Origin of the sequence: Micromonospora sp. CPCC 205554 (genome assembly GCF_036902745.1) — a bacterium.
Taxonomy (GTDB): Bacteria; Actinomycetota; Actinomycetes; order Mycobacteriales; family Micromonosporaceae; genus Micromonospora; species Micromonospora tulbaghiae.
Genome location: NZ_JBAKHP010000031.1, coordinates 22,343 through 47,854 on the forward strand (window position 1 = coordinate 22,343; position 25,512 = coordinate 47,854).

Below are 25,512 nucleotides of genomic sequence, written 5' to 3' on the forward strand. Positions count from 1 at the left end.
CCGCCGAGCCGCCCGGGTCTGGCACGATCGGGGCGTGTTTCCCTCCACCTCGCGCGACACCGGTCGTGACTCGTGGGCCGACGAGCCGCCCACCGGGTCGTCCGCCCCCGCCCGTGGCCACCCGCCCGCCCCGCGCACCGGCCCCGCGGACGAGGAGGGTGACCGGCCGGAACGCAAGGGTCCGCGCCGGCTGCGCAAGGGCGGCCCCGGCCGGCGTCCCGACGACGAGTCCGACGAGGAGCCCGAGGAGGAGGTGCCTCCGGTCCCGGTCCGCCGCCCGCTGGCGCTCACCGTCGCCGGCTTCGCCGCGCTGCTCGGCGTCGGCCTGGTGCTCGGCGCGCAGACCTCGGGCCCGGGGCACCGGCTGCCGTTCGCCGCGATCATCTTCGGCGTACAACTGCTGTTCGTGCTGGCCTGGACGATGGCCATGCGGCCGCCCGCGCTGCTCGTCGTCGCGCTCGTCAGCGCCGCGACGGCGGCGATCGCCGACGTCGCCGCCGTGCAGTCGGACATCGCCGGCCTGGCCCCGCTCGGCTACGCCGCCGCAGCCGGATTCCTGCTCGCCGTGCTGGGGCAGCTCGTCCGGCGGGTGGACCGGGTCCGGGTGACCGACTCGCTCGGCGGCACCCTGCTCATCGTGGTGGGCGTGGTCGCCTTCGGCACGCTCGTCGTGCTCAGCCGGATCCCCAAGGGCACCCAGGCGATCACGGTCTGCCTCACCGCCGCCGGGGTGGCGTTGCTCGTCGCCCGGCTCACCGACGCGGTGGCGCCGTGGCCCCGGCTCGCCCCGCAGGTGCCGCGCGGCGCGGCGGGCGTGGTCGTCGGCGCCATGCTCGGCACGCTCACCAGCGCCGTGCTCGGCAGCTACCTGGTCGGTTTCACCCCGACGAGCGCCGCCCTGGTCGGAGTGGTCAGCGCGGCCACCGCCGTCCTGGCCGACCTCGCGGTGGGGTACGCCGAGGCGGGCCGGCTGATGGCCGGTGAACCGCCGACGATGTGGGTGGCCCGGCACATGCAGGGTCCGCTGGGCGGGTTCGCGCTGGCCGCGCCCGCCGCGTACGCCATGTGCGTGCTGTTCCTCTGACGCGGTTGGGGAGGATTCGCCTCGGGTAAGTACGGTTGCGCCGCGAGGCGCGGTGACGGCGGCGAGGACTGGAGGCGGCGTGGCAGAGGCGTATCCGGCGGAGGGCCGACCCCGGCGACGGGGCCGGAAGGTGCTGATCGGCTTCCTCGTCCTGCTGCTGGTTCTGGCCGGTCTGCTCGTCGTCGCCGACCGGGTCGCGGCCGGCGTGGCCGAGCGCGCCATCGCCGACCAGGTCCGGCAGGAGATCGCCAAGCAGGACGCGCAGTCCGCCGCGCCGCAGGTCGAGGTGGGTGGCTTCCCGTTCCTCACCCAGGTGCTCGACGGCCGGTACGAGCGCATCTCGATCCAGCTCACCGACGTGCGCGGCGACGTGCAGGGCGACGCGGTCGAGGTGCCGAGGCTGGACGTGGACGCGCGCAACGTGACCGCCTCGCTGGACACGCTGCGCTCCGGCCGGGGCGACGTGGTGGCCGAGAGCGTGGACGGGCGGGGCACCGTCACCTACGAGAGCCTGGCCAAGCTGCTGGACCGTCCCGGGCTGACGCTGGGCGAGCGCAACGGCAAGCTCGCCGTCACCGCCCCGGTGGACGTCCTCGGCATCAAGCTCACCGTCAACGGCACGGCCGACGTCACGGTGGCCGGCAACAAGGTGGCGTTGCGCTTCAACGACCTCACCGCCGACGGTCTGCCGAACGTGCCGCTGGCCCGGGCCGCGCTGACCCGGTACGCGCAGGGCATCTCGATCGACGTGCCGCTGCCGGAGCTGCCGTTCCAGCTCAACCTGCGCAAGGTGGAGCCGAAGCCGGAGGGTCTGGTGGTCACGGCGGATGCGGCGAACGTGCCGATCAACTCCGCCGGCTGACAGGCCGGCCTGCCGTCAACTCCGCCGGCTGACAGGCCGGCCTGCCGTCAACTCCGCCGGCTGACAGGCCGGCCTGCCGTCAACTCCGCCGGCTGACAGGCCGGCCTGCCGTCAACTCCGCCGGCTGACAGGCCGGCCTGCCGTCAACTCCGCCGGCTGACAGGCCGGCCTGCCGGCCGGAAGGCGGACCGGCCGTCCCGGATGCTGGTCGGCCTGGTGGCAGCTGTCGTCCCGGCTGGTAATCTCCCTGCCCATGGGGACCCTCCTCACCAAACGGCGCGCGGTCGACCTGTGCCGCGTGGCCACCTGCCTGTGTCGCCCCGTCATCTGACGGCGGGGCTGTCTCCGGCCGCCTGAACGGCGGTCACCAGGGTCCACGAACCTTCCCCGGTTCCCCCTCCCCAACGCCCGGCAGCGGCGCCGTCGCACGTACCCGTGATCCGTTCCTAGCTCAGGGTCCGCGTGTGGTGCGACAACCATCGGCATCGATTTCCACGCGCAGACTCACCAAACCATCCTCACCAGGGAGTGATCTGATGAGTCGCGACACCGCACTCGTCTCGGCCGAGTGGGCCGAGAAGAACCTCGGCGCCCCGGGCGTCGTCTTCGTCGAGGTCGACGAGGACACCTCGGCCTACGAGACCGGGCACATCGCCGGCGCCGTCAAGCTCGACTGGCGCACCGACCTCCAGGACCAGGTCCGCCGGGACTTCGTGAACAAGAGCCAGTTCGAGGCGCTGCTGTCCGACCGGGGCATCGCCAACGACGACACCGTGATCCTGTACGGCGGCAACAACAACTGGTTCGCCGCGTACGCGTACTGGTACTTCAAGCTCTACGGCCACGGCGACGTCAAGCTGCTCGACGGTGGCCGCAAGAAGTGGGAGCTGGACGCCCGCCCGCTCGTCACCGACACGGTGGAGCGGCCGAAGACGCAGTACGTCGCGCAGGAGCCGGACACCTCGATCCGCGCGTTCCGCGACGAGGTGGTCGCCGCCATCGGCACCAAGAACCTGGTCGACGTGCGCAGCCCCGACGAGTTCGCCGGTCGGCTGCTCGCCCCCGCCCACCTGCCGCAGGAGCAGGCGCAGCGGGCCGGCCACATCCCGACCGCGATCAGCGTCCCGTGGTCGAAGGCGGCCAACGAGGACGGCACGTTCAAGTCCGACGACGAACTGCGCAAGATCTACGCCGACGCCGGGCTGGACGACGGCAAGGAGACGATCGCGTACTGCCGGATCGGCGAGCGCTCCTCGCACAGCTGGTTCGTGCTCCAGGAGCTGCTCGGGCACCGCAACGTGAAGAACTACGACGGTTCCTGGACCGAGTACGGCTCGCTCGTCGGCGTGCCGGTGGCGCTCGGCGACGAGCCGGGGGAGGCCTGATGACCGCCGCCTCCGCCGCCTCGACGGCTGCCGCCGGCTGCGCCGCGCCGGACCAGTCCGCCCCCCTCCCGGCGAGCCTGGACCTGGAGAAGGAAACCGTGATCACCGGCCGCGTGCTGGCCGAGTCCGGTGAGGTCGTGCCGGGCGCGTACGTGCGGCTGCTCGACTCGACCGGCGAGTTCACCGCCGAGGTGGTGACGTCGGCGGCCGGGCAGTTCCGGTTCTTCGCCGCGCCGGGCTCGTGGACGCTGCGGGCGCTGTCCCGCCACGGCAACGGCGACACCGCCGTGGCCGCGTCCCGCGGGATCAACGAGGTGACCGTCTCGGTCGCCGCCTGACCCACGCTGGAGATCGTGGCCCGCCGCCCCACCCGGGTGGCGGGCCACGAGCCGTTCCGGCGACTGTGCGGCTTGCCCGTGACTGGCAGGCTGGACGGCGGCGCGCCCCGGACGCGCCGGAGGGGGATCAGGTGCCCGACGACGCCGCTGCCCACGCCCGCCGCTATCTGGTCGACTTCATCGACGGCAACCGGGGCGAGGAGATCGTCCGCGAACTCCGGCGCACGGGCGGGCCCGGCCGGTCGCGCCCGTTCGACGTCTCGGTCGCCGGCCTCGACACCGACCTGTCGTTCCTCACCAAGCGGGCCACGCTCGTCACCGCCAAGCTGATCCTCTCCCAGCCGGGCGGCGAGCGCTGCTATCTGGCCCACCGGGAGATCTGCAAGAGGTGCGGCAAGGATCCGGATCACTGCGGCCCGGGCTGCCGGTACGGGGACATCCGGATCGACGAGCTCTACGCCGAATGCGACGACCTGGGCCGCCTCGGCGCGTACCTGCGGGACTGCGCGCCGCTGCTGGAGCTGGGTCAGCTCGTCTACTTCCCGCAGACCTTCCGCCGCAGCCACCTGGAGTCGCGCGCGCCGGACGCCCAGTCCACCTCCTCGCTGTTCGACACAGCGGGCCGGATCGAGCTGGGCGACAACCCGGACCGCACGCTCGACCTGATCGTCAAGGGGCACCGGGTCGTCGACGTGCCGAGCGGGGATCCGGTGAAGGCGCGGCTGGTGACCCCGCTGCTCCAGCTCGACCTGCCGATGCTGGAGGGCACCTCGCTGCGGGACTACTGCGCCATCCTGACCCAGGAGAGCGACGCGCTCGCCGCGACCCAGGCGTACCTGCGGGGCCGGATGCTGGAGGTCGACACCGATCCGGACCGAGCGCTCGTGCAGCTCGCAAAGCTCGACGCGGAGATCCAGGAGGGGGTGCGGGCGGCCCGCGCCGAGGTCGCCCGGGTGTCCCGGCGCTCGGCTGTGCAGGCCGCCGGAGCGGCGGTGGCGACGGTCGCGGCGACCCTGGTGGCGGTCGAGGGCACGCATCTGGCGCCGGTGCTCGGCATGCTGGGCGCGGGCGGGTTCTTCTCCGCCGTGCTCGCCGCCGACCAGTACGCCGACCGTCGCGGCGAGCTACGGCAGCGCCCCTTCTACCTCCTGTGGCTGCTGTCCCGCCGGTCGGTGCCGGTCTGAGCGAGGGTGCCGAGGCGCGGCCTGGAAGCTCGCCGGTCCGTGACACCATGGCCGGGTGACTGCCGTCGAGACGGGCTACGCCCCGCCCACCCCGCCCGGCCGGCCCGGCCCCGGTGGCCGACGCCGGCTGCGCCGGCTGACGGCCGCCACCGCGGCGTGGGCCGTGCTGCTCGCGGGTCTGACCTGGTGGTCGGTACGCACCGACGCGCCGACGGTCAAGGAGCAGCGGTCGCTGGACCAGGCCGGCCCGGTGGTGGACCGGGCGATCGGTGAGCTGACCGCCGCGGTCGGCGCCGCGGGCGTACCGGCGCTCCTGCCGGACCGTCTGGAGCGCGGCTGCCGGATCACGCCGATGGACGACGGCGCCACGCTGGAGCGCGGCGTCGAGGTGGCGATCGGCGGCGACGACGTACGCGAGGTGCTGCGCGGCATCGCCGACCGGCTGCCGCCGGGCTGGCGGGCCGGCGTGTCGACGCTCGACGGCGAGCCGCTGCTGCGCGCCGACGCGGGTGAGTTCGTCACGGTCGAGGGCCGCTCCGGTGGCCCGGGCCGGGTGCTGCTCACCGCGGCCACCGGCTGCCGCCCGACGGGTTCCGGCTACCGGGCACCGTCCGCCGACGCCGCCGCCGAGTCGGCGGTGCTGGCGTCGGCGCTGGGCCGGTGGGGCGGGGCCACCGGGCCGGTCCAGGTGCTCGCCGCGCCCTGCCCGGGCGGCGGGACCGCCCGCACCGCCCGGTCCGAGGCGGCCGCGCCGGCCGATCAGTCGCTGGCCGCCGCGTTCGGCGGCGGCGCCGCGCCGGTGGTGGACTCGGCAGACGCGTACGCGCGCCCGGGCGACCCGGCGGTGCTGGCGCAGCGGGCCGGGGAGCGGGTCCGGGTCGCGGTGACCAAGCCCTGCCCTGCTTGACGTCAGCCGGCGGGCAGGGTGAGCGCCGGTGGCGCCGGCTGTTCATCGTGCGGCCCCCGGCTGCGGCCCAGCGCGTCCACCCGGCCCCAGCGGCCCGGGATGTCGAGCAGTTCCACCCGGCCCATCCCGGGCGGCACGGCCGGGTCGATGATCAGGTGATCGCCCTGCGGTTCCAGGCCCAGGATCACCCGTAGCAGCAGCAGCGGTGTGCCGGCGGACCACGCCTGCGGGCTGCACGCGGTGGGGTACTCCACCGGGTAGTCGGTGAGGGCGCGTTCGTAGCCGGCGAACACCTCGGGCAGCCGACCGTCGAAGTAGTGCGACGCGCTGAGCAGGGCGTTGCAGATCCGGCCGGCCTCCTGCCGGAAGCCGTACCGCCACAGGCCCCAGGCGATGATCGAGTTGTCGAACGGCCACACCGTGCCGACGTGGTAGCCGACCGGGTTGTACCGGCCCTGGTCGTCGGCGAGCGTCCGCACGCCCCAGCCGGAGAACAGGCGCGGGCCGAGCAGGTGGGCGGCGACGGCGGGGGCCCGGGACTCGTCGACGATGCCGCTCCACAGCAGGTGGCCGATGTTGGAGGTGAGCGCGTCCACCTGGCGGCCCCTCGGGTCGAGCGCCAGCGCGTAGTACTCCCGGTCCGGGATCCAGAAGTCGCGGTTGAACCGCTCCTTCAGCGCCGCCGCCTCGTGTTCCAGCCGGTCGGCGTACGTCGGGTCGTTCCAGTAGGTGCGGGCCAGGCGGGCGCCGCGCAGCTTCGCGTCGTACGCGTACCCCTGGAGTTCGCACGTGGCCCGGGGGAACTCGGGCAGTCGCCCGTCGGCGTAGGAGATGGCGTCCGGCGAGTCCTTCCAGCACTGGTTGGGCAGCCCGGTCTCCGGGTTGCGGGACATGTACCAGACGTAACCGGTGCCGAGCAGATCGCCGTACGTGTCCAGCCAGGTCAGCGCTGCCCGGGTCTCGTGTTCCAGCTTGCGGACCAGGTCGGCGTCACCGGTCCACCTCTCGTACTCGTCGAGCAGGATCACGAACAGCGGTGTGGTGTCGGCCGCGCCGTAGTACGGCGAGTGCGGCTGCTCCTCGAACCCGGCGCTCTCGCCGTAGCGCAGCTCGTGCAGGATCTTCCCGGGTTCCTCGTCCCGGAAGTCGTCGACCCGGCTGCCCTGGAGGCCGGCGAGCATGACGATAGTGGGCTTGACCAGCTCGGGCAGGAACGGCAGCACCTGGAGCGAGGTGAAGATGCTGTCCCGGCCGAACAGTGTCATGAACCAGGGCAGGCCGGCGGCGAGCAGCCGGACGCCGAGCGTGATCGACTCGTACCGGAGGGCGGCCAGGTCGTTGAGGCTGCGCCGGTACGCCCCGGCCAGCGGCTCGCAGTCGCAGCCCAGCTTCGGCGCGCGGCTGATCAGCTCGCTCTGCTCCGCCTCGATGTCGGCCGCCGTGCGCTGGCCGCCCAGCGGCAGGATGGCCCGGATGTCCTCGCCCCGGGCGCCGTAGATGACCGTGTCGACGTGCAGCCGGTTGGTCCACTCGCCGTGCGGGCCGACCCGGACCCGGAACGTCATCCCGCTCTCGTCGACCTCGGCCGGCGCGCTGCTGGTCACCAGCGTCTCGCGGTGGAACGCCTGCCGGCGGTAGGTCAGCCGCAGCGCGTTCGTCTCCACCGTGGGCAGCGTGTGTCCCTTCTTGTCGCGCTGGTTCTTGATCTCCAGGAGGTCGGCGAAGTCGGACCCGATCTCCAGCCGGAGCCGGAACTCCGTCTCCTGCTCGGAGTGGTTGAGCAGGGTCAGTTCCTCGTCCAGGCTGCCGCCGATCGCGCGGCTGCGGATGACCGAGACCTTCGCGTCCAGGTAGTGCGTCGGCTCGCCGGGGACCAGGAAGAACCGCGTCTTGTACGACAGCGAGTCGTCGATGGAGAGCGCGTGCAGGGGTTCCCCGTCGAGGGTGAGGATCCAGGTGGACAGGAACCGGGTGTCGAAGGAGAACAGCCCGGTGGGGAAGTCGTACGACGGCTGGATGTTGCCGCGATCGTCGCTGACCAGGAACGTGTTGCCGTCGAGGATGCTGACCCGGTCCTTCACGCCAGCCGCCGGACGTGTTCGCGGGCGGCGTCCCGCGGATCCCGTACGTCGGGCCGGGCCGGCAGGAACCGGCGGAACGCCAGGAACAGCACCACGTGCCCGCTGAACGTGGCCTCGTTGCGCAGCACCGCGGCCATGCCGGCCTCCCGGCCGGTGACCAGTTTCTCGAACAGTTCGCTGGAGAGCGTGAGCACGCCGTCGGCCTGCCGCTGCTCCTCCTGGGTCACCTGGGCCGATCCGGGGGCCAGCGTCACGTACCAGTGTTCGGTGCGGTTGCCGTCGGCCAGGTCGATCTGGAGCGTGCCGCCGATCGGGCTGTTCAGCACTGACGCGGCGCGCGCCGGCAGCGACGCGAAGAACTGTCGGATGGCCTCACTCACGTTCACATGGTAGGCGCAATCCGGACATGTCGAGCCAGGATCGGCGCACCGGGCAGAGTGGACAGCCCGTGCGGGTTGCTCAGTAGACCAGCGCCTGCGCGCCCTCGGCCATCGCTTCCTCGACGAACACCGCGGCACCCGCGATGCGTACGCCCGGGATGACGTCGTCCGGGCCGATGTCCCGCCGGGCCGCGCACTGGGTGCAGGCGGTCACCCGGCCCGTGGTCAGGACCACGTGCAGCAGTTCGCCGAGCGGCGCGGAGTGCGGCAGCTCGAACGTCTCCGCCCGTCCGGGGAGCGCGAACCAGGTGGACTCGCCGGTGAGCCAGAGCGAGACGTCCACCCCGGCCGCGGCCGCGGTGGAGGCGACTGTGAACGCCTGGGCGCAGCGTTCCGGGGAGTCCGCGCCGGCGGTGGCCTTGACGACGAGAGTGCGCGCCATGACGCCAGCATAGGATGGCCCGGATGGTTACCGAGATCGGGTTCGTCAGCCTGCTGGTCGCCGGCCTGGGCGCGCTCGCCGGTGGCCTGGTGTACGTCGCGGTCCGCATAGCTAGAGGTAAATGGTGAGCGCGAGGAGTGAGCCGGTTTTGCGAGCCCCGCAGTCGCGAACGAAGGTGGCCCTGGTGAGCGCGAGGAGTGAGCCGGTTTTGCGAGCCCCGCAGTCGCGAACGAAGGTGAATCTGTGAGTGAGAATCCGCTTCAGCCGCCGTGGTTGAACGCGCCGCCGGTCGACCCGTACCCGTACGAGGAGAGCCACGACCTGCGCGTCGGCCCGAAGCTGCACCCGAGCCTGGACGGCCTGCTGCCGTACGTCGGGGTGTGGCGTGGCCGGGGCCGGGGTGGGTTCCCGACGATCGAGGACTTCGACTACGCGCAGGAGATCCGGATCAGCCACGACGGCCGGCCGTTCCTGTTCTACGAGTCGCGGGCCTGGATCCTGGACGAGCAGAGCCGCCCGGTCCGCCCCGCCGGCCGTGAGGTGGGCTGGTGGCGTCCGGTGCTCGACGGTGAGCGGGTGACCGACGAGCTGGAGGCGCTGATGACCACGCCGACCGGCGTGATGGAGCTGCACATCGGCAAGCGCAAGGGCACCCAGATCGAGTTCGCCACCGACGCGGTCGTGCGTACCGCGACGGCGAAGGAGGTCACCGCCGGTGCCCGCCTGTTCGGCATCGTCGAGGGTGCCCTGCTCTACGCCCAGGAGATGGCCGCCGTGGGCCAGCCCCTGAGCCCGCACCTCTCCGCCCGCCTGACCCGCGTAGCCGGCTGACCCGGCCTCCTGTTCTCGTCGATCATGAAGTTGGCGGCGACAAATCGGGCACCCGACGCCGCCAACTTCATGGTCGACGGGGTGGGGGTGACGGTGAGGGTGGGGGGAAGTTCAGGAGGGTCTGCAGGCGGGGAGTGAGCGGGGATCCGGGACGGGGGGTTCCGTTGAGGGCCGTGATCTCGGCTACGCCGCGTAGGGAGCTGGTCAGCCAGACGGCCTCGGCCTCGTGCAGGTCGGTCACGGTGGGCAGGTGTTCGGCGGTGGTCAGGCCGAGCTCTGCCGCCCGTTCCAGCAGGTGGTTCGCGGTCACGCCGGGCAGGATGCCGGTCTGGGCCGCCGGGACCGCGGCGAGGGTGCCGTCCTGCAGCCACACCACGTTCGCGGTGGGCCCCTCCAGCACGTAGCCGTCGGTCGAGACCCAGAGCACGTCGTCCACGCCGGTCCGCTGCGCCCACCGCCGGGCGGCGGTGCTGAGCGCGTACGAGGTGGACTTCACGCCGCTCGGCAGCCACCCCAGCTCCGGGCGGGACCGGGCGGCCACCCCGAGCGGCAGCGTGGCCACAGTCACCCCGTCCCGGCGGGCCAGGCGGGCGGACGCGGGCACCTCGCCGAGCGTGGCGTACACCGTGGGCGGCCCACCGCTCTCCGGCCCCCGGGTGCAGACCAGCCGCAACGCGCCCTCGGTCTGCGCGGGCCAGCCGGCGCAGACCGCGTCCAGCAGCTCGACGAGCGCGGCGTCCGGTGGCAGCGGCAGGTCGATCGCCGCCGCGCCGGCCCGCAGCCGGGCCAGGTGGGCCTCGCGCAGCCAGGGGCGGCCGTCGCGCAGGTGCAGCGTCTCGAACAGGCCGTCGCCGTGCAGGACGCCCCGGTCGTCGCCGCGCAGCACCGGCTCACCCGCCGGCACGAGGCCCCGGCCGAGCATCGCCACCCGTGTCGTACCCACCGGCGCAGCGTAGTGGCGTACCCCGGCGGCGGACCGGCCGGCGCGGCGGCCGAACTATGATCGAAGGGTGTCCGAATCCTCCCTCGCGGAAATGCTCCGCTCGCGCGGGCTGCGGCTGACGGCGCAGCGGCAGCTGGTGCTCCAGGCCGTCCTGGATCTGGGGCACGCCACCCCGGAGCAGGTGCACACCGCGGTCCGCGAGGTGGCGGCCGGAGTCAACATCACCACCATCTACCGCACGCTGGAGCTGCTGGAACGGCTCGGCCTGGTGACGCACACGCACCTGTCGCACGGTTCGCCGACCTACCACGCGGCGGGTGAGCACCAGCACGTCCACCTGGTGTGCCGGGAATGCGGGGCGATCGACGAGATCGCCCCGGAGATGCTTCGCCCGCTCGCCGACCAGTTGGACGAGCAGCGCGGGTTCAAGGTCGACATCGGGCATGTCGCGCTCTTCGGGGTCTGCGGCCGCTGCGCACAGAACGGGGAACGCACATGATCGACATCGCGGGCGCGGTGACCACCGACGCCATCGACGAGCAGACCCGGGACCAGCCGGAGCCGGCCCACCGGGCGGCCGGGGTCGGCCCGGTGGCCGCCCACTACGGCGACCCGATGCGCGAGCAGCGGCTCCTGGCCACCGGCGTGGGCCTGGTCGACCGCTCGCACCGGGGCGTGGTCGCGGTGCCCGGTGAGGAGCGGATCGGCTGGCTGCACACGCTCACCAGCCAGCACCTGGCCGCGCTGGCACCGTGGCAGGGCACCGAGCTGCTGGTGCTCTCCCCGCACGGGCACGTCGAGCAGCACGCGATGGTCGCCGACGACGGCGAGACCACCTGGCTGGACACCGAGCCGGGGATGACCGAGGGCCTCTTGTCATACCTGGAGAAGATGCGGTTCTTCAGCAAGGTCGACCCGCGCGACGCCACCGCCGACCACGCGCTGCTGTCGCTGGTCGGGCCGGAGGCGGCAAGCGCGCTGGACACGCTCGGCGTCACCGGGCTGGCCGCTCCCGACGTGGCCGCGGTGCCGGGTCCGAAGTTCCGTTCCGGCGAGCTGCCCGCGCGGCCCTCGGTGGTGTACGACGTCAAGCCGCTCCCGGTCGGCGGCTGGGCCCGGCGGGTGGCGCTCGGCGTCGACCTGCTGGTGCCCCGGGCCGCGATGGACGAGGTGGCGGCGGAGCTGCGCGGCGCCGGGGTGCCGGTGGCCGGGCTGTGGGCGTACGAGGCGATCCGGGTGGCCGCCAAGCGGGCCCGGGCCGGTGTGGACACCGACCACCGGACGATCCCGGCCGAGGTGGACCTGATCGCACCGGCCGTGCACCTGGACAAGGGCTGCTACCGGGGGCAGGAGACGGTGGCCCGGGTGCACAACCTGGGCAAGCCGCCCCGCCGGCTCGTCCTGCTGCACCTCGACGGCGTGGCGAGCGACCAGCCGCCCGTCGCCGGTACGCCGGTGACGCTCGACGGCCGGACCGTCGGCTTCGTGGGCACCGCCGTGCAGCACTACGAGCTGGGCCAGGTGGCGCTCGCCGTCCTGAAGCGCAACACGCCCGACGACGCCCGCCTGCTGGTCGGTGACAGCGCCGCCGCGATCGACGTGTAAGGAAGGGCCCCTTCGCAACGCCTCCGTCGGCGGAAGGATCCCTTCCTTATGCCGCTCGCACCGGAAATTCTCCGGTCGACCCGGTGCCGGGGACCGGTCTAGGATCCGGGGCATGACGACAGGGACGTTGATCACGGTTGCCCCCACCGGCGCGGAGTCGGCGAAGGCGGAGGTGCCGGCGCTGCCGGTGACGCTCGACGAGCTGCTGCTGACCGCCAAGGAGTGCGAGGCGCTCGGCGCCGCCGTGATCCACGTCCACATCCGGGACGACGACGCGCGGCCCACGCTCGACCAGGGGCGGCTGCGCGACACCGTGGCCGCGCTGCGGGAGAACACCGACCTGATCGTCCAACTCTCCTCCGGCGGCGCGGTGACCGACCCGGAGTCCGCCCGGCTGGCGGTGCTCGACGCCGCGCCGGACATGGCCTCCTGCACCATGGGCACCGTCAACTTCGGCGACGACGTGTTCCTCAACCGGTGGGAGTTCATCGTCGACCTGCACACCCGGATGCAGGAGCGCGGCGTCGTCCCCGAGTACGAGATCTTCGACCTGGGCCACCTCACCGCGTTGCAGCGGCTGCTCGGCAAGTACGGCCTGCCGCACGGCGGACACGTGCACGTCGACTTCGTGATGGGCGTGCCGGGCGGCATGCCGGGCACCACGGCCACGCTCGTGGCGGCCCAGCAGATGGTGCGCGACCTGCCCGAGGGCACCACGTTCTCGGCCACCGGCATCGGGCGCAGCACCATCCCGGTGATGCTCGCCTCGCTGTCGGCCGGCGGTCACCTGCGCGTCGGCATGGAGGACACGGTCACGTACGCCAAGGGGCGCCCGGTGGAGTCCAACATGCAGCTCGTCGCGCGGGCGGTCGGCTTCGCCCAGCTGGCCCAGCGTCCTCCGCTGACCACCGCCGAGGCCCGTACGCTGCTCGGCGTCCCGGGTACCGCCCGGTAAGCGGCGCACCCGGCGGCGACCCCGTACCGACTCGGTCGACGTCGCAGGTCACCCCGCCGCCGACCGGGTCCGTCCCCTCGGTACGGTCCATACCGTGGGAACAACGTACGAGGGCGGCGTGCCGCTCGCCGAGGTGGTCCGGTCCGGTTTCGTGGAGGGCGTCCACCGGGGTTCCGTGGTGGTGCTCGACGCCGCCGGTGAGCCGGTCGCCGGGGCCGGTGACGTGACCTCGCCGATCTTCCCCCGCTCGTCGAACAAGCCGATGCAGGCGATCGGGATGCTCCGGGCCGGGCTGCCGCTCACCGATCCGGCCGACGTGGCGCTGGTCGCGGCCAGCCACGCGGGCGAGGAATTCCACGTCGAGCGGGTGACCGCGCTGCTGCGCGACGCCGGCCTGACCGAGGAGGCGTTGCACTGCCCGCCGGACCTGCCGTTCGGCGAGGCCGCCCGGGAGGCGGTGCTGCGGGCCGGCGGCGGCCCGGCCCGGGTGCTGATGAACTGCTCCGGCAAGCACGCCGGCATGGTGCGCACCTGCCTGGCCGCCGGCTGGCCGCTGGACGGCTACTGGCGCCCGGAGCACCCGCTCCAGCAGTGCCTGACCGCCACGATCGAGGAGTTCACCGGCGAGCGGGCGGCGGCGGTCGGGGTGGACGGCTGCGGCGCGCCGGTGCTCGCCGTCTCGCTGACCGGGCTGGCCCGGGCGTTCCTGCGGATGGTCGGCGCCGAGCCGGGGACCGTCGAGCGGACGGTGGCGGACGCGATGCGGGCGTACCCGGAACTGGTCGGCGGCACCCAGGCGGAGGACACGCGGCTGATGCGCGGCGTACCCGGTCTGCTCGCCAAGATCGGCGCGGAGGGCGTGATCGCGGCGGCGGTCCCGGAGGTCGGCGCCGTGGCCCTGAAGATCGACGACGGCGCCGCCAGAGCCCGCACACCGGTCCTGACCTCGGCCCTGGCACGCCTGAACGTGCGCGCCCCCATCCTCACCGAGTACGCCGAGCCACCCCTGCTCGGCGGCGGCCTCCCGGTAGGCGCCGTCCGCCCCACCTGGTAACCCCGCCCCGGCCCCTCCGCCCTCGCTCGAACCCCCGGCGATCTTGCACTTACCGCCCTGACAAAGCGCGCATTCCAGGCGTGCCGAGGGCCGCAACCGCAAGATCGCGAAGGGAGGGGAGGGGGGAGGGGGGAGGGTGGGTCAGGGGAGGAAGGACAGGAGGGCGGTGTTGACCTCGGCGGGGCGCTCCAGGGGGAGCAGGTGTGCCGCGTCGGGGACGTCGGGGAGGCGTTTGCCGTTCGGGGCTTCGTCGGCGATGCGTTCGGCCAGGCGGCGGATGTCGGCCAGGTCGTCCGCGCCGGTGCCGACGAGCACCGGTACGCGCAGCTCGCCCAGCCGGTCGATGGCCGGCGGGTCCAGCTCGCCCACCTCGATCGCGCTCAGCGCCTGCTCGGCGGCGAGCGCCCGGCGGTCCATCTCCTCGGCGAACCGGATCAGCTCCGGGTCGACGTCCTCCGGACGGCGGGTCGGGCCGACCACCCAGAACCGCACCTCGCCGGCGGCGGTGGCGGTGAAGTCCTCCGGGTCCACGTCACCGACCAGCTCCTCCCAGAGCTGCTCGGTCTCCTCGGACCACTCGTTGCCGGAGACCGGCGCGCCGAACAGCGCCAGCGCCGAGACCCGCTCCGGGTGGGCGAGTGCGGTGTCCACCGCGACCCGGCCACCGAACGAGCACCCGACGAGCGCGGCCCGCTCGATGCCCAGCGCGTCGAGCAGTCCGATCACGTCGTCGTGGTGGGCGAACGGCGCGGGCGGCAGCTCCGAGTCGCCGTAGCCGCGCAGGTCCAGCGCGATCACCCGGTGTCGCTGCGCGAGCGCCGGGATCTGCCCGCGCCACATCCGCCGGTCGGCGATGCCCGCGTGCAGCAACACCACGGCGGTGCCGGTGCCGCTCTCGTCGTACGCGAGCTGGGCGCCGTTGATATCGATCTTGGTCACGGGGGAGAACGGTACGGACCGGACATGGGCTCCGCAACCTGCTTCAGTGACCCTGCTAACTCTGGCTAGCGTTTTGCTTGCAGGAGCTAGCGGCCCGAGCTAGCGTTGAGTCATGGCCACCAGCAAGGACCTTCCCGATGTCGGCGGGTTCATTCGCGACCTGCGGCGCAACGCGAAGATCTCACTGCGCCAGCTCGCCGAGCAGGCGGGCGTCAGCAATCCCTACCTGAGCCAGATCGAGCGCGGGCTGCGCAAGCCGAGTGCCGAGGTGCTCCAGCAGCTCGCCAGCGCGCTGCGCGTCTCCACCCCGGCGATGTACCTGCGTGCCGGGCTGCTGGACGACAAGGAGGGTCAGGGCGTGCTCGCGGCGATCGCCGTCGACTCCGAGCTGACCATGGCCCAGAAGCAGTCACTCACCCAGATCTACGAGACGTTCCGGCGCGAGAACGCCCGCCTGGCCGAGGCCACCGAGGCAGCCACCACGACGGAAGCAGCCGCCACGGCCGAGACCACCGGGACGGCCACCGCGACTGAGGCCCCGGCCACCGTCGCGCCGGCCGCCACCGGTCCGGTGACGCCCGAGGGCACCCCGACCGAGGCGGTCCTCGAATCCGTAGCCGTCACCGAAGCGGGCGGCGCGCCCGCCCCGACCACCGCCGCCCCTGAGCAGACGGCCGCCCGCCGGGCGGCCCGGAAGGCCGCCGGTGCGGCCGAGGAGGAGCAGTCATGACCACCCAGCCGAAGACCAACCGCATCCCCGCACCCCTCTACGCCGCCGCCGGCGCCGGTGAGCTGGCCCTGGAGCAGCTGCGCAAGCTGCCGACCGTGGTGACCGACCTCGGCGGCAAGGCCGTCGTCACCGGCTTCGAGCTGCGCCAGAAGGCCACCGAGACGCTGAAGACCGCCAACCAGACCGCCACCGGGCTGCGCGAGCGGGCCGTCGCCACCGACCTCGACCAGCTCCGCGAGGCCGCCAACCTGGAGAAGCTGCGCGAGGCCGCCACCCTGGACAAGCTCCGCGAGGCCGCCACCCGCAACGCCGCCGTCGTGGTGGCCGGGGCGCACGCCGCGCAGGAGCGCGCGCTGGCCGCGTACGCCGAGCTGGTCGCCCGTGGTGAGCGCGTCGTCGGCGCCGGCGTGCTGGAGGCCGCCGACACGGTGAACGCGGACATCGAGGCCACCGAGGCCACCGGCACCGAGGTCGCCCCGACGACCGAGGTGACCCCGAAGCCGGAGACCGCCGCCGCGACGACCGAGGTGCCCACCCCGGCCGAGGTGGCCGAGGCGGTGGCCGCCAAGCCGGCCGCGGTGAAGCGCACCCGCGCCACCAAGGCGACCGCGACCAAGGCCGCCACGAAGACGACCGCCGCCAAGCCGGCCACCCCGTCCGCGAAGCTGCCGAAGACCACGAAGCGGACCCGCCCGGCCGCCGAGTGACCCGAAGCTCCACCGAGACCCCGGACAACGTCTTGTCGGACGTTTCCGGGGTCTCGGCATAAGCTTGCCCCCATGGCCATCGCCGCGCCGATCTTCGCGTTCGCAGTCCAAGACGTGATCCAGCTGATCCTGCTCGTCTTCGCCCTGGTCGTACAGGGAGTGGCGCTGGTGCACGCGGTCACCCAGCGCGGCGACGGTTTCGCCGCGCTCGGCACGCTGCCCAAGGGCGGCTGGGTCGCCATCCTGGCGGTCTGCCTGCTGCTGACCCTGCTCGGCTTCGGTCCGATCAGCCTGTTCGGACTGATCGGCATCGCGGCCGGTCTCATCTACCTGCTCGACGTGCGGCCCGGCCTGCGGGACCTGCACGACGGCCGAGGGTCCTGGTGAGAGGTTTCCGCTGGCCTCCGCCACCGGACGGCGGTCCCCGCACCTGGGGCCCTGGCCCCGGCGCGCCCCGCACCGGGCGTCCCGCGCTGCCCGAGCCGGAGACGGAGCTGGTCGCCACCCCGCACGGGGTGAGCCTGGAACGGCTGGTCACCGGCACCGGTGACCCGGTCACCGTGTTCGCGCACGGGCTCGGCAGCGGCATCGCCACCACCCGCCCGTTCGGCAGCGGCGTCACCGGGCGGCGCATCTTCTTCCAGTTCCGCGGGCACGGCCGCTCCGACTCCCCGCCCGGCCCGTGGAGCTACCTGGACCTCGCCCGTGACCTGCGCGCGATGGCGGACCTGAGCGGCGCGACCCGGGCGTTCGGCGCCAGCCTCGGCGCGGGCGCGCTCTGCCGGCTGCTCGCGGAGAGCCCGGAACGCTTCGAGAAACTCGTCTTCTTCCTGCCCGCCGCGCTGGACACGCCGCGCGGCGAGGTGGCGCGCGCCCGGCTCACCGGCCTGCTCGACGCGGTGGCCGAGGGCGACGCGTCGGCGCTGGCCGACGCGGTGTCGCTGGAGCTGCCGCCGTCGGTGCGCAACACCCCGGCCGGCTGGGCGTACCTGCGGCAGCGGCTCGACCAGCTGCTGCGCGACGGGCTCGCGCCGGGGCTGGCCGACCTGCCCGGCCAGGTCGCGCTCGACGACGCCGGGTCACTCGCCACCGTCACCGCGCCGGCCCTGGTCATCGCCGCCGCCGACGACGACCTGCACCCGGTCGCCGTCGCCGAACGGCTCGCCGCCGTGCTCCCGAACGCCACACTGCACGTGTACGACCGGCCCGGCGTGCTCTGGACCGAGCGCGCCGACCTGCGGGAGCGCGTCTCGGAGTTCCTGAACGGGTAACGTCGCCGTCCATGGGCGTCACACACCACGGCCGTACGCACCGGCTCGACCTCGCCGACCCGACCCTGCGCGAGTGGACGTGCCGGGTGCTGGCGGCCGATCCCGAGCAGGGCATCGTGCTGGACCGGTCCGCGTTCTACCCCGGCGGCGGCGGGCAGCCGCCGGATCACGGGGTGCTGCTCTGGCAGGGCGTACAGACCCGGATCGTCGGCACCCGCAAGAGCGACGACCTGTGGCTGATCCCGGCCGAGGGTGACCCGGTGCCGCCGGTCGGCACCGAGGTGGTCGGCGCGGTGGAGGACGCCCGCCGGAGCATGCTGATGCGGACCCACTCCGGGCTGCACGTGCTCTGCGGCGTGGTGTTCCGCGACTTCGGCGCGCTCGTCACCGGCGGCAACATGGAGCCGGGCGAGGCGCGGATGGACTTCAACCTCCCCGAGGTGCCGCCGGACTTCAAGACCCGCATCGAGGAGCTGGTGAACGCCGAGGTGGCCGCCGACCGCTCGGTGGCCGTACGGGTGCTGCCGCGCGCCGAGGCGCTCGCGCTGCCGGACATCATCCGTATCCAGTCGAACCTGATCCCGCCGGAGGAGCAGGAGGTGCGGATCGTCGACATCGTCGGGCTGGACGTGCAGGCCGACGGCGGCACGCACGTCGCCTCCACCGCCCAGATCGGCAAGGTCCAGGTGGTCAAGGTGGAGAGCAAGGGACGGGCCAACCGCCGGGTACGCGTGCGCCTGGCGGACTGAGTCACCCGGGCGCGCGCCGGGACCTCAGCGCGCGCGCCTTCTGCCGGTTGCCGCAGCGCTCCATCGCGCACCAGCGGCGCTGCCCAGGCCGCGAGGTGTCCACGAAGACCAGGTGGCAGTCGTGCGCACCGCACTCCCGGATCCGGGCCGTGTACGGGCCGGTGAGCAGGTCGACCGCGTCCCGGGCGAACGTCGCGACCACCTGCGCGCCGGTCAGCGGCGTACGCCAGGACCGGCTGCCGTCGCGGCCGGCCTGGGGGATCAGCGGCAGCCCGGCCGCCGCGTCGTTCACCACCGCCAGGTCCGCGGTGGGTGGGGTCTCGTCACGGGTACGCGCCCGCGCCACCCGCCAGAGCGCGTCGCGCAGTCGACGGGCGGCGGCCAGGTCGTCCGCGTCGACGGTGACGGCGGCGGGGTCGAGCCGCAGCCGGGACGCGGCCAGCCAGTCCGCCAGGTCGTCCGGGCGGTGCAGCACCTCGTAGCGGGCGAACGCCCCCGGGCCGCCGGTGGTCAGCAGCTCCAGGCAGAGCGCCCCCGGGTCGAAGCGGTACCGGGTGCCTTCGGGACTGATCAGGGTGAGTCCGCTTGCGCCGTTCGTCACGTAACCACTATAAGTGGTTACACCAGCTGACCACGGAGGACATATGGCGCGGGACTGGAAACTCGTCATCGACTGTGCGGACCCGATCGGGCTGGCCCGCTTCTGGGCCGAGGCGCTCGGCTACCAGGTCGAGGACAACAGCGTGCTGATCGAGCGGCTGGCCGCCGCCGGTGCGGTGCCGCCGGAGGCGTACGTCGAGCTGGACGGCCGCAAGGCGTGGCGCGAGCTGGCGGCGGTACGCCACCCGGACGACCCGGTCGACCCGGCCAGCGGCACCGGGCTGGGCCGGCGGTTCCTGTTCCAGGCCGTCCCCGAGCCCAAGCGGGTGAAGAACCGCCTCCACGTCGACCTGCACGTCGGGCCGGAGGGGCGGGCGGCCGAGGTGAAGCGGCTGACCGCGCTCGGCGCGACGGTGCTGGCCGAGGTCGCCGACCGGGGCAGCGAGCACACCACGATGGCCGACCCGGAGGGCAACGAGTTCGACGTGCAGTGACCCCCGATCAGCGCGGCAGGTGGGCCGCCCGGACGGCGAGCAGCCAGCGTTCCACTGTCTCCTCGTCCGGGCGTTCCGGCAGCGGCGAGCGGGTCCGGCCGAACTCCGCCTCGGCGGTCGCCACCAGGGCCTGCGCCTCGTCCAGCGCGCCACCGGCGACCCGCTCGCCGAACGCGCGAAACCAGTCCGGGTCGGCGAGGCGGATCTCCAGCACGCCCGTGGCGTACAGGACCCGGCCCTGGTGCAGCAGCCGGGCCAGATGCCGGGCGTGCTTCGCCGAGCGCCGCCGCCCGCCACTGTCGGCGGGTGCGGCGGCGAGCTTGCGGAACTGCTGCGAGGCGTACCCGAGGTAGGCGTCGCGGACCCGGGGCGCGCTGAGGAACGCCGACCTGACGGCGATCAGCTCCTCGCCGAACCGGGTACGGGTCTCGTAGCAGTCGTCGGGCAGCCACATCAGCTCGGCGGCGGTCGGGTTGCCGCTCAGCGCCAGCAGCGCGTACTTGCGGGCCTCGTGCAGCGTGACGTCCGGGTCGGTGGTGACCACCGACTCGCGGGGCGGGCGCAGGCCGTGGAAGGCGACCGTGGGCGCGGCGAACACGCCGATCCGGTCGGTGTCCGAGCCGGGTCCGGCCAGCCCGTACGCGACCGAGCCGACGATCCCGGACAGCAGCAGGTGCATACCGGTGATGATCGCCCATCCGGATCTTCCGGGAAACCGGACTTCCACTGTCAGGTATCGGTGACACGGTGATCCCATGAACTCACCACTGACCGGAACTGTCGCGCTCGTCGCGGGCGCGACCCGGGGCGCCGGCCGGCAGATCGCCGTGCAGCTCGGCGCCGCCGGGGCCACCGTCTACGCCACCGGCCGCACCACCCGCGAGCGCCGCTCCGAGATGGACCGGCCGGAGACCATCGAGGAGACCGCCGAGCTGGTCACCGCCGCCGGGGGCACCGGGATCGCCGTCGCTGTCGACCACCTCGACCCCGAGCAGGTGCGCGGCCTGGTCGAGCGGATCGACGCCGAGCAGGGCCGCCTCGACGTGCTGGTGAACGACGTCTGGGGTGGCGATCCGCTGATCACCTGGGAGAAGCCGGTCTGGGAGCAGCCGCTCGACGCCGGTTTCCGCATGCTGCGGCTGGCGGTCGACACGCACATCATCACCAGCCACTTCGCGTTGCCACTGCTGATCCGCAACCCGGGCGGCCTGGTGGTCGAGATCGGCGACGGCACCAAGGAGCACAACGACCGGGAGTACCGCCTGTCGGTCTTCTACGACCTGGCCAAGGTGTCGGTGAACCGGCTCGGCTTCAGCCAGGCGCACGAACTGGCCCCGCACGGCTGCACCGCCGTCTCGCTGACGCCCGGCTGGCTGCGCTCGGAGGCGATGCTCGAACACTACGGCGTCACCGAGGCCACCTGGCGCGACGCCGCGAAGACCGAGCCGCACTTCGTCATGTCGGAGACGCCGGCGCTCGTCGGGCGCGCGGTGGCCGCCCTGGCCGCCGACCCGGACCGGGCCCGCTGGAACGGGCAGTCGCTCGACAGCGGCGGCCTGGCCCAGGTGTACGGCTTCACCGATGTCGACGGCAGCCGCCCGCACTGGGCCCGCTACTACGAGGAGGTGGTCAAGCCGGGCAAGCCGGCCGACCCCGACGGCTACCGCTGACCCGACGGCGGATCGGTGTAGAGCGCCGCCGCGCGGCGGGCCGCCTCGGCGAAGCGTGCCCGCAACCGCGGCGGCGCCAGCACCTCCACCTCCGGGCCGAGCGCCAGCAACTGGGTGTACGCGACGTCCACCGACTCGACCGGCAGCCGCAGCACCAGCCGCCCCTGCTCGTCCGGCGGCCCCGCCGCGTCCACCGCCTCGGTGTAGACGAACGGCGCGTCCACCAGGTGCCGCAGCCCTCGCAGCCCGGCCGGCCCGAGCCGCACTGTCACCCGCTCCCGCAGCAGCCCGCGAAGGAACGCGCCCGCCTGCTCCCGCCAGTACGCCCCGAGGTCGAAGTCCTCGTCCCGGTCGAAGCCGTCGGCGCCCACGTCGACCGCGACCACCCGGTCCACCCGGTACGTCCGCCACGCGTCGCCGACCCGGCCCACCAGGTACCAGACCCCGTTCTTCAGCACCAGCCCGTACGGCGCCAGCGTGCGGGTCACCTCCCGGTCCCCGCGCCGGTAGCGCAGCTCCACCATCCGGTCGCGCCAGACCGCCCGGGCCAGCTCGGCGAGCGCCGGCGGCGGCGCGGTCTCCCGGAACCAGCCGGGCACGTCCAGGTGGAACCGCTGCCCGGTACGGGCGGGCGCGTCCCGCAGGCTCGGCGGCAGCGCGGCGAGCACCTTCAGCTCGGCGGCGGCCACCGAGTCGGCCAGTCCCATGTCCCCGGCCGGCCCGGGCAGCCCGGCCAGGAACAGCGCCTCGGCCTCGTCCCGGCTCAGCCCGGTCAGCCGGGTGCGGTAGCCGCCGAGCAGCCGGTAGCCGCCGGCCCGGCCCCGGTCCGCGTACACCGGGACACCGGCGGCGGAGAGCGCCAGCACGTCCCGGTAGACGGTGCGCTCGGACACCTCAAGCTCGCGGGCCAGTTCGGCGGCGGTCATCGTCTCCCGGGACTGGAGCAGCAGCACAAGCGAGATCAGCCGGGACGCACGCACAGGCCCATTGTGGTGCACCGGGAGATTAGGCTGTGCCGTCGTGAACGCCTCCCGTACCGTCGCGCCGGTCACCGGCGCGGCCACCCGCTTCCTCGGCGGCGCCGGGCTGCTGCTGCGCGGCTTCGGCATGTACGTCCGCAGCCCGAAACTGATGCTGCTCGGCGTGATCCCGGCGCTGATCACCGGCGCGCTCTACGTGGCCCTGTTCGCCGCCCTGCTCTACTTCGTGGACGACCTGGCCGCCTGGCTCACCCCGTTCGCCGACGACTGGTCGTCGCCCTGGCGCGGGCTGCTGCGGGTCGCCGCCGGGCTGGCGGTGGTCGGGGTCGCCGGGCTGGTCGGGGTGCTCACCTTCACCGCCGTCACGCTGGTCATCGGTGACCCGTTCTACGAGGCGATCTCCGAGCGGGTCGAGGACCGCCTGGGCGGCACCCCCGGCGCCGTGGACGTGCCGTTCTGGTCGTCGCTGCGGCGCAGCCTCGCCGACTCGCTGCGCCTGGTGGCGCTGTCCGCGCTGATCGGCGTACCCCTGTTCGCGGCCGGTTTCATCCCGGTGGTGGGACAGACGGTGGTGCCGGTGGTCGGCGCCGGAGTGGGTGGCTGGTTCCTGGCGCTGGAGCTGGTCGGCGCGCCGTTCTACCGGCGGGGAATGCGGCTGCCGGACCGGCGGGCGCGGCTGCGGGCCGACCGGCCGGCCGCGCTCGGTTTCGGGGTGGCGGTCTTCCTGTGCTTCCTGATCCCGCTCGGCGCGGTGCTGGTCATGCCGGCCGCCGTCGCCGGGGCCGCGCTGCTGGCCCGCCGCTCGCTGGGCCAGCCGATCGAGGAGAGCTGAGATGGACACCGTCCTGATCGAGGGGGACATCACCGCGCAGCAGGTCGACGCGATCGTCAACGCCGCCAACTCGTCGCTGCTGGGCGGCGGGGGAGTGGACGGCGCGATCCACCGGCGCGGCGGCCCGGCGATCCTGGAGGAGTGCCGGGCGCTGCGCGCCTCCCGCTACGGGCGCGGGCTGCCCACCGGCCAGGCGGTCGCCACCACCGCAGGCAACCTGCCCGCGCGCTGGGTGGTGCACACCGTCGGGCCGGTCTTCTCGCCGCGCGAGGACCGCTCGGCGCTGCTGCGCGACTGCTACGCCAACAGCCTGCGTGTCGCCGACGGGCTGGGCGCGACCGGGATCGCGTTCCCGCTGATCTCCGCCGGGATCTACGGCTGGCCGGTCGACGACGCGGTGGCGCAGGCGCTCACCGTGCTGCACGCGGCCACCCCGGCGCACGTCACCGAGGCCCGGCTGGTGCTGTTCGGCGCGGACACGTACGCCACGGCGGTGCGGGTCGCCGCCGGGCTCAACTGAGCTTGCGCCGGCACGACCACTGGCTGTCCACCGGCCGGTAGCCGAGCCGCTCGTTCACCGCCAGCATCGGCGCGTTCGCCTCGTCGTTCGAGGTGTACGCGGTGCGTACCCCACGTGCCGCGGCGGCGTGCAGCGCGGCCTGCTTGGCCAGCCGGGCCAGCCCTCGCCCCCGGTACGCGGGAAGCGTGCCGGTGAAGTCCGACCACATCCGGTCGCCGTCGCGCTTCACCAGGCTGAGCGCGACCAGTTCGCCGTCCACCTCGGCGAGCGTGCTCGCCTCCCGGTCCAGCCCCGGGTTGTCCCAGCACTCGTGCCGCCACAGGTCGAAGCCGAGCGAGTCCGTCGGCACGTCCCCCGGCTCGTCCCGGGACGACTCGGCGTCGACGCGGTGCACCAGACGCGGGTCGAGCCCGGCGGCGGACACCAGCCGTACGCCCGGCGGCGGCTGCGGCATCGGCGGGGGCGTGCTCAGGTCCAGCGCCGAGTAGCGCACCTCCCGGCTGGGCGTGAAGCCGTGCCGCTGTGCGAACGGCAGCGACTCGGTACGCGCGTGGGTGAGCACCCGGGTGGTCCCGAGCGTCCGCAGGTGACCGAGCGCGGTGTCGAACAGCGCGGTGCCGGTGCCCCGGCGCCGGTGCTCCGGGTGCACGTGCAGCGTGGCGATCTCGCCCACGCCGGGCGTCGACGTCTGTGTGTTGCGGTACGCCGACACCCAGCCCACGACCTGCCCGTCCGTCTCGGCGACCCAGGCCGCCCAGTCCTCGCCGGGCGGCGGTTCGGCGATCATGCGGCGGGTCGACTCGACGCCGCGCACCAGGTAGGGGTAGACGAGCGCGCGCAACGCCACCACGGCGGGCGCGTCCTCGGCACGGGCAGGACGGATCACGGATCCACTCATTCGGCGGACCCTAGACCCGTCGCCGCCCGCGCCGCGACCGGATAATCAGCGCGACCGGTTGTCAGGCGGACTCGCGCAGCACCAGCTCGGTCGGCAGCACCAGCGCCTGCTCGACCTCCTCGCCCGCCGCGATCCGCAGCAGTTGCCGGGTCATCGACCGGCCCAGCTCCACTATCGGCTGCCGCACCGTGGTCAGCGGCGGCTCGGTGTACGCGGCGGTCTCGATGTCGTCGAACCCGATCACCGCCACGTCCTCGGGCACCCGCCGCCCGGCCTCCCGCAGCGTCCGCAGGGCGGCGTGGGCCATCAGGTCGGAGGCGGCGAAGACGGCGTCCAGTTCCGGGTCGGCGGCGAGCAGTTCGCGCATCGCCGCGGTGCCGGACTCCCGGGTGAAGTCGCCGTACGCGACCAGCTCCGGCAGCCCGGCGCCGGTGATCGCGCTGCGGTAGCCGATCAGCCGCTCGATCCCGGCGACCATGTCCTGCGGGCCGGCGATGGTGGCGATCCGCCGCCGTCCGCTCGCGATCAGGTGCTGGACCGCTGTGCTCACGCCGCCGGTGTGGTCGACGTCGACGTACGGCACGTCGGCGCCGTCGAGCGGCCGTCCGCTGCACACCACCGGGATGCCGAGCCGGGCGAGCCGGCCGGGCAGCGGGTCCTCGCCGTGCAGCGAGGCGAACAGCACGCCGTCGACGTGCCGGCCGGTGGTGTACCGCTCGACCCGTTCGTGCCCGGCCGGCGAACCGGCGAGCATCAGTACGAGCTGCTTGTCCGCCGCCTCCAGTTCCTGCGCCGCGCCCCGGATGATGCCCGGGAACACCTGGTCGTCGGAGAAGACCCGGGTGGCCGCCTCGGGCAGCACCAGCGCGACCGAGTCGGTCCGCTGGGTGACCAGGCTGCGGGCGGCGAGGTTCGGGACGTACCCGAGTTCCTCGACCGCCCGGCGTACCGCCTGCCGGATCGGCTCCGCGACTGTGGTCGAGCCGTTCACCACCCGGGAGACGGTGGCCCGGGACACGCCGGCCAGCCGGGCCACCGCCTCCAGGGTCGGTCGCTGTGCCGTCGTCATCC

Annotated in this window: 32 protein-coding genes; 22 read left to right on the plus strand and 10 right to left on the minus strand. The window is 73.7% G+C overall.

Annotated features, from left to right (window positions below; translation table 11 throughout):
- Positions 1–34: 34 nt before the first annotated feature.
- From V6U82_RS26900 to V6U82_RS26930, 7 genes are all read left to right on the plus strand, one after another.
- Positions 35–1,084, plus strand: coding sequence for a hypothetical protein (locus V6U82_RS26900; RefSeq protein ID WP_128136576.1), 1,050 nt, complete (start codon positions 35–37; stop codon positions 1,082–1,084).
- A 79-nt stretch (positions 1,085–1,163) separates the two neighbouring features.
- Positions 1,164–1,946: an LmeA family phospholipid-binding protein gene (locus V6U82_RS26905; RefSeq protein ID WP_334465895.1), complete on the plus strand. Its 783-nt coding sequence runs from the start codon at positions 1,164–1,166 to the stop codon at positions 1,944–1,946.
- A gap of 253 nt (positions 1,947–2,199) precedes the next feature.
- Positions 2,200–2,277: an Ms5788A family Cys-rich leader peptide gene (locus V6U82_RS26910; protein WP_311202345.1), complete on the plus strand. Its 78-nt coding sequence runs from the start codon at positions 2,200–2,202 to the stop codon at positions 2,275–2,277.
- A gap of 205 nt (positions 2,278–2,482) precedes the next feature.
- On the plus strand, positions 2,483–3,331 hold the full coding sequence (locus V6U82_RS26915; protein ID WP_128136578.1) for a sulfurtransferase: 849 nt from the start codon (positions 2,483–2,485) through the stop codon (positions 3,329–3,331).
- Positions 3,331–3,669 carry a DUF1416 domain-containing protein gene (locus tag V6U82_RS26920; RefSeq protein WP_128136579.1) on the plus strand — a complete coding sequence of 113 codons (339 nt, stop codon included), beginning with the start codon at positions 3,331–3,333 and terminating at the stop codon, positions 3,667–3,669. The genes V6U82_RS26915 and V6U82_RS26920 overlap by 1 nt, the downstream gene beginning before the upstream one ends.
- Before the next feature lie 131 nt (positions 3,670–3,800).
- Positions 3,801–4,853 carry a hypothetical protein gene (locus tag V6U82_RS26925; protein WP_334465898.1) on the plus strand — a complete coding sequence of 351 codons (1,053 nt, stop codon included), beginning with the start codon at positions 3,801–3,803 and terminating at the stop codon, positions 4,851–4,853.
- A gap of 55 nt (positions 4,854–4,908) precedes the next feature.
- Positions 4,909–5,760: a hypothetical protein gene (locus V6U82_RS26930; RefSeq protein WP_334465900.1), complete on the plus strand. Its 852-nt coding sequence runs from the start codon at positions 4,909–4,911 to the stop codon at positions 5,758–5,760.
- A gap of 2 nt (positions 5,761–5,762) precedes the next feature.
- On the opposite strand, the gene V6U82_RS26935 is transcribed toward V6U82_RS26930, so the two are convergent.
- From V6U82_RS26935 to V6U82_RS26945, 3 genes are all read right to left on the minus strand, one after another.
- A complete protein-coding gene (locus V6U82_RS26935; RefSeq protein WP_334465902.1) occupies positions 5,763–7,841 on the minus strand; it encodes an amylo-alpha-1,6-glucosidase in 2,079 nt (692 codons plus the stop codon).
- The gene (locus V6U82_RS26940; protein WP_121686555.1) at positions 7,838–8,227 is read right to left on the minus strand and encodes an SCP2 sterol-binding domain-containing protein; all 390 of its coding nucleotides are present in this window, start codon (positions 8,225–8,227) and stop codon (positions 7,838–7,840) included. Before V6U82_RS26940 ends, V6U82_RS26935 begins: the two co-directional genes overlap by 4 nt.
- Positions 8,228–8,300: 73 nt before the next feature.
- The gene (locus V6U82_RS26945; protein WP_121686554.1) at positions 8,301–8,663 is read right to left on the minus strand and encodes a DsrE family protein; all 363 of its coding nucleotides are present in this window, start codon (positions 8,661–8,663) and stop codon (positions 8,301–8,303) included.
- A gap of 23 nt (positions 8,664–8,686) precedes the next feature.
- On the opposite strand from V6U82_RS26945, the gene mtfM reads away from it, so the two are divergent.
- Positions 8,687–8,791 carry a small membrane protein MtfM gene (gene mtfM / locus V6U82_RS26950; RefSeq protein WP_013288813.1) on the plus strand — a complete coding sequence of 35 codons (105 nt, stop codon included), beginning with the start codon at positions 8,687–8,689 and terminating at the stop codon, positions 8,789–8,791.
- A gap of 115 nt (positions 8,792–8,906) precedes the next feature.
- Positions 8,907–9,494 carry an FABP family protein gene (locus tag V6U82_RS26955; protein WP_121686553.1) on the plus strand — a complete coding sequence of 196 codons (588 nt, stop codon included), beginning with the start codon at positions 8,907–8,909 and terminating at the stop codon, positions 9,492–9,494.
- Positions 9,495–9,561: 67 nt separating this feature from the next.
- On the opposite strand, the gene V6U82_RS26960 is transcribed toward V6U82_RS26955, so the two are convergent.
- The gene (locus V6U82_RS26960) at positions 9,562–10,416 is read right to left on the minus strand and encodes an aminotransferase class IV (protein WP_442933473.1); all 855 of its coding nucleotides are present in this window, start codon (positions 10,414–10,416) and stop codon (positions 9,562–9,564) included.
- Positions 10,417–10,528: 112 nt separating this feature from the next.
- Between V6U82_RS26960 and V6U82_RS26965 the strand changes: the two genes are divergently transcribed.
- The 4 genes from V6U82_RS26965 (at position 10,529) to V6U82_RS26980 (ending at position 14,051) form a co-directional block, all read left to right on the plus strand.
- Positions 10,529–10,936 (plus strand): Fur family transcriptional regulator, encoded by a 408-nt coding sequence (locus tag V6U82_RS26965; protein ID WP_128137825.1) that lies wholly within the window; start codon positions 10,529–10,531, stop codon positions 10,934–10,936.
- Complete coding sequence (gene ygfZ, locus V6U82_RS26970) at positions 10,933–12,042, plus strand: CAF17-like 4Fe-4S cluster assembly/insertion protein YgfZ (protein WP_128137823.1); 1,110 nt, start codon at positions 10,933–10,935, stop codon at positions 12,040–12,042. The genes V6U82_RS26965 and ygfZ overlap by 4 nt, the downstream gene beginning before the upstream one ends.
- Positions 12,043–12,154: 112 nt before the next feature.
- A complete protein-coding gene (locus tag V6U82_RS26975) occupies positions 12,155–12,997 on the plus strand; it encodes a 3-keto-5-aminohexanoate cleavage protein (RefSeq protein WP_128137824.1) in 843 nt (280 codons plus the stop codon).
- 94 nt (positions 12,998–13,091) lie between these two features.
- Complete coding sequence (locus V6U82_RS26980; RefSeq protein WP_334465913.1) at positions 13,092–14,051, plus strand: asparaginase; 960 nt, start codon at positions 13,092–13,094, stop codon at positions 14,049–14,051.
- Positions 14,052–14,192: 141 nt separating this feature from the next.
- On the opposite strand, the gene V6U82_RS26985 is transcribed toward V6U82_RS26980, so the two are convergent.
- Positions 14,193–14,990 carry an alpha/beta fold hydrolase gene (locus V6U82_RS26985; protein ID WP_334465916.1) on the minus strand — a complete coding sequence of 266 codons (798 nt, stop codon included), beginning with the start codon at positions 14,988–14,990 and terminating at the stop codon, positions 14,193–14,195.
- A 112-nt stretch (positions 14,991–15,102) separates the two neighbouring features.
- Here V6U82_RS26985 and V6U82_RS26990 point away from each other — a divergent pair, with 112 nt between their 5' ends.
- The 5 genes from V6U82_RS26990 to V6U82_RS27010 all read left to right on the plus strand — a co-directional run bounded on the left by V6U82_RS26990 (position 15,103) and on the right by V6U82_RS27010 (position 18,447).
- Positions 15,103–15,720, plus strand: coding sequence for a helix-turn-helix domain-containing protein (locus tag V6U82_RS26990; protein ID WP_334465919.1), 618 nt, complete (start codon positions 15,103–15,105; stop codon positions 15,718–15,720).
- Positions 15,717–16,427 (plus strand): hypothetical protein, encoded by a 711-nt coding sequence (locus V6U82_RS26995; protein ID WP_334465922.1) that lies wholly within the window; start codon positions 15,717–15,719, stop codon positions 16,425–16,427. Before V6U82_RS26990 ends, V6U82_RS26995 begins: the two co-directional genes overlap by 4 nt.
- A gap of 72 nt (positions 16,428–16,499) precedes the next feature.
- Positions 16,500–16,814 carry a DUF2516 family protein gene (locus tag V6U82_RS27000; RefSeq protein ID WP_013288803.1) on the plus strand — a complete coding sequence of 105 codons (315 nt, stop codon included), beginning with the start codon at positions 16,500–16,502 and terminating at the stop codon, positions 16,812–16,814.
- Positions 16,811–17,698 (plus strand): alpha/beta fold hydrolase, encoded by an 888-nt coding sequence (locus V6U82_RS27005; protein WP_334465928.1) that lies wholly within the window; start codon positions 16,811–16,813, stop codon positions 17,696–17,698. Before V6U82_RS27000 ends, V6U82_RS27005 begins: the two co-directional genes overlap by 4 nt.
- Before the next feature lie 11 nt (positions 17,699–17,709).
- Entirely contained in the window at positions 17,710–18,447 is a 738-nt protein-coding gene (locus tag V6U82_RS27010; RefSeq protein WP_334465930.1) for an alanyl-tRNA editing protein, read from the plus strand.
- A 1-nt stretch (position 18,448) separates the two neighbouring features.
- On the opposite strand, the gene V6U82_RS27015 is transcribed toward V6U82_RS27010, so the two are convergent.
- Complete coding sequence (locus V6U82_RS27015; RefSeq protein ID WP_334465933.1) at positions 18,449–19,048, minus strand: CGNR zinc finger domain-containing protein; 600 nt, start codon at positions 19,046–19,048, stop codon at positions 18,449–18,451.
- A gap of 43 nt (positions 19,049–19,091) precedes the next feature.
- Here V6U82_RS27015 and V6U82_RS27020 point away from each other — a divergent pair, with 43 nt between their 5' ends.
- Complete coding sequence (locus tag V6U82_RS27020) at positions 19,092–19,541, plus strand: VOC family protein (RefSeq protein WP_128136783.1); 450 nt, start codon at positions 19,092–19,094, stop codon at positions 19,539–19,541.
- Between the two features lie 7 nt (positions 19,542–19,548).
- Here the strand turns inward: V6U82_RS27020 and V6U82_RS27025 are convergent, their stop codons facing one another.
- Complete coding sequence (locus tag V6U82_RS27025; RefSeq protein ID WP_334465937.1) at positions 19,549–20,220, minus strand: nucleotidyltransferase domain-containing protein; 672 nt, start codon at positions 20,218–20,220, stop codon at positions 19,549–19,551.
- Positions 20,221–20,296: 76 nt separating this feature from the next.
- Between V6U82_RS27025 and V6U82_RS27030 the strand changes: the two genes are divergently transcribed.
- Positions 20,297–21,211, plus strand: coding sequence for an SDR family oxidoreductase (locus V6U82_RS27030; RefSeq protein WP_128136785.1), 915 nt, complete (start codon positions 20,297–20,299; stop codon positions 21,209–21,211).
- Here V6U82_RS27030 and V6U82_RS27035 read toward each other — a convergent pair.
- The gene (locus V6U82_RS27035) at positions 21,202–22,191 is read right to left on the minus strand and encodes a helix-turn-helix transcriptional regulator (protein WP_334465941.1); all 990 of its coding nucleotides are present in this window, start codon (positions 22,189–22,191) and stop codon (positions 21,202–21,204) included. The genes V6U82_RS27030 and V6U82_RS27035 overlap by 10 nt on opposite strands.
- A gap of 40 nt (positions 22,192–22,231) precedes the next feature.
- On the opposite strand from V6U82_RS27035, the gene V6U82_RS27040 reads away from it, so the two are divergent.
- Together V6U82_RS27040 and V6U82_RS27045 are read left to right on the plus strand one after the other, a co-directional pair.
- On the plus strand, positions 22,232–23,023 hold the full coding sequence (locus V6U82_RS27040) for an EI24 domain-containing protein (RefSeq protein ID WP_334465944.1): 792 nt from the start codon (positions 22,232–22,234) through the stop codon (positions 23,021–23,023).
- 1 nt (position 23,024) lies between these two features.
- Positions 23,025–23,543: an O-acetyl-ADP-ribose deacetylase gene (locus V6U82_RS27045; RefSeq protein ID WP_334465947.1), complete on the plus strand. Its 519-nt coding sequence runs from the start codon at positions 23,025–23,027 to the stop codon at positions 23,541–23,543.
- On the opposite strand, the gene V6U82_RS27050 is transcribed toward V6U82_RS27045, so the two are convergent.
- Positions 23,536–24,441, minus strand: a complete 906-nt coding sequence (locus tag V6U82_RS27050; protein ID WP_334465949.1) for a GNAT family N-acetyltransferase — start codon at positions 24,439–24,441, stop codon at positions 23,536–23,538. The genes V6U82_RS27045 and V6U82_RS27050 overlap by 8 nt on opposite strands.
- Positions 24,442–24,502: 61 nt before the next feature.
- Entirely contained in the window at positions 24,503–25,510 is a 1,008-nt protein-coding gene (locus tag V6U82_RS27055; RefSeq protein ID WP_128136790.1) for a LacI family DNA-binding transcriptional regulator, read from the minus strand.
- Positions 25,511–25,512: the final 2 nt, after the last annotated feature.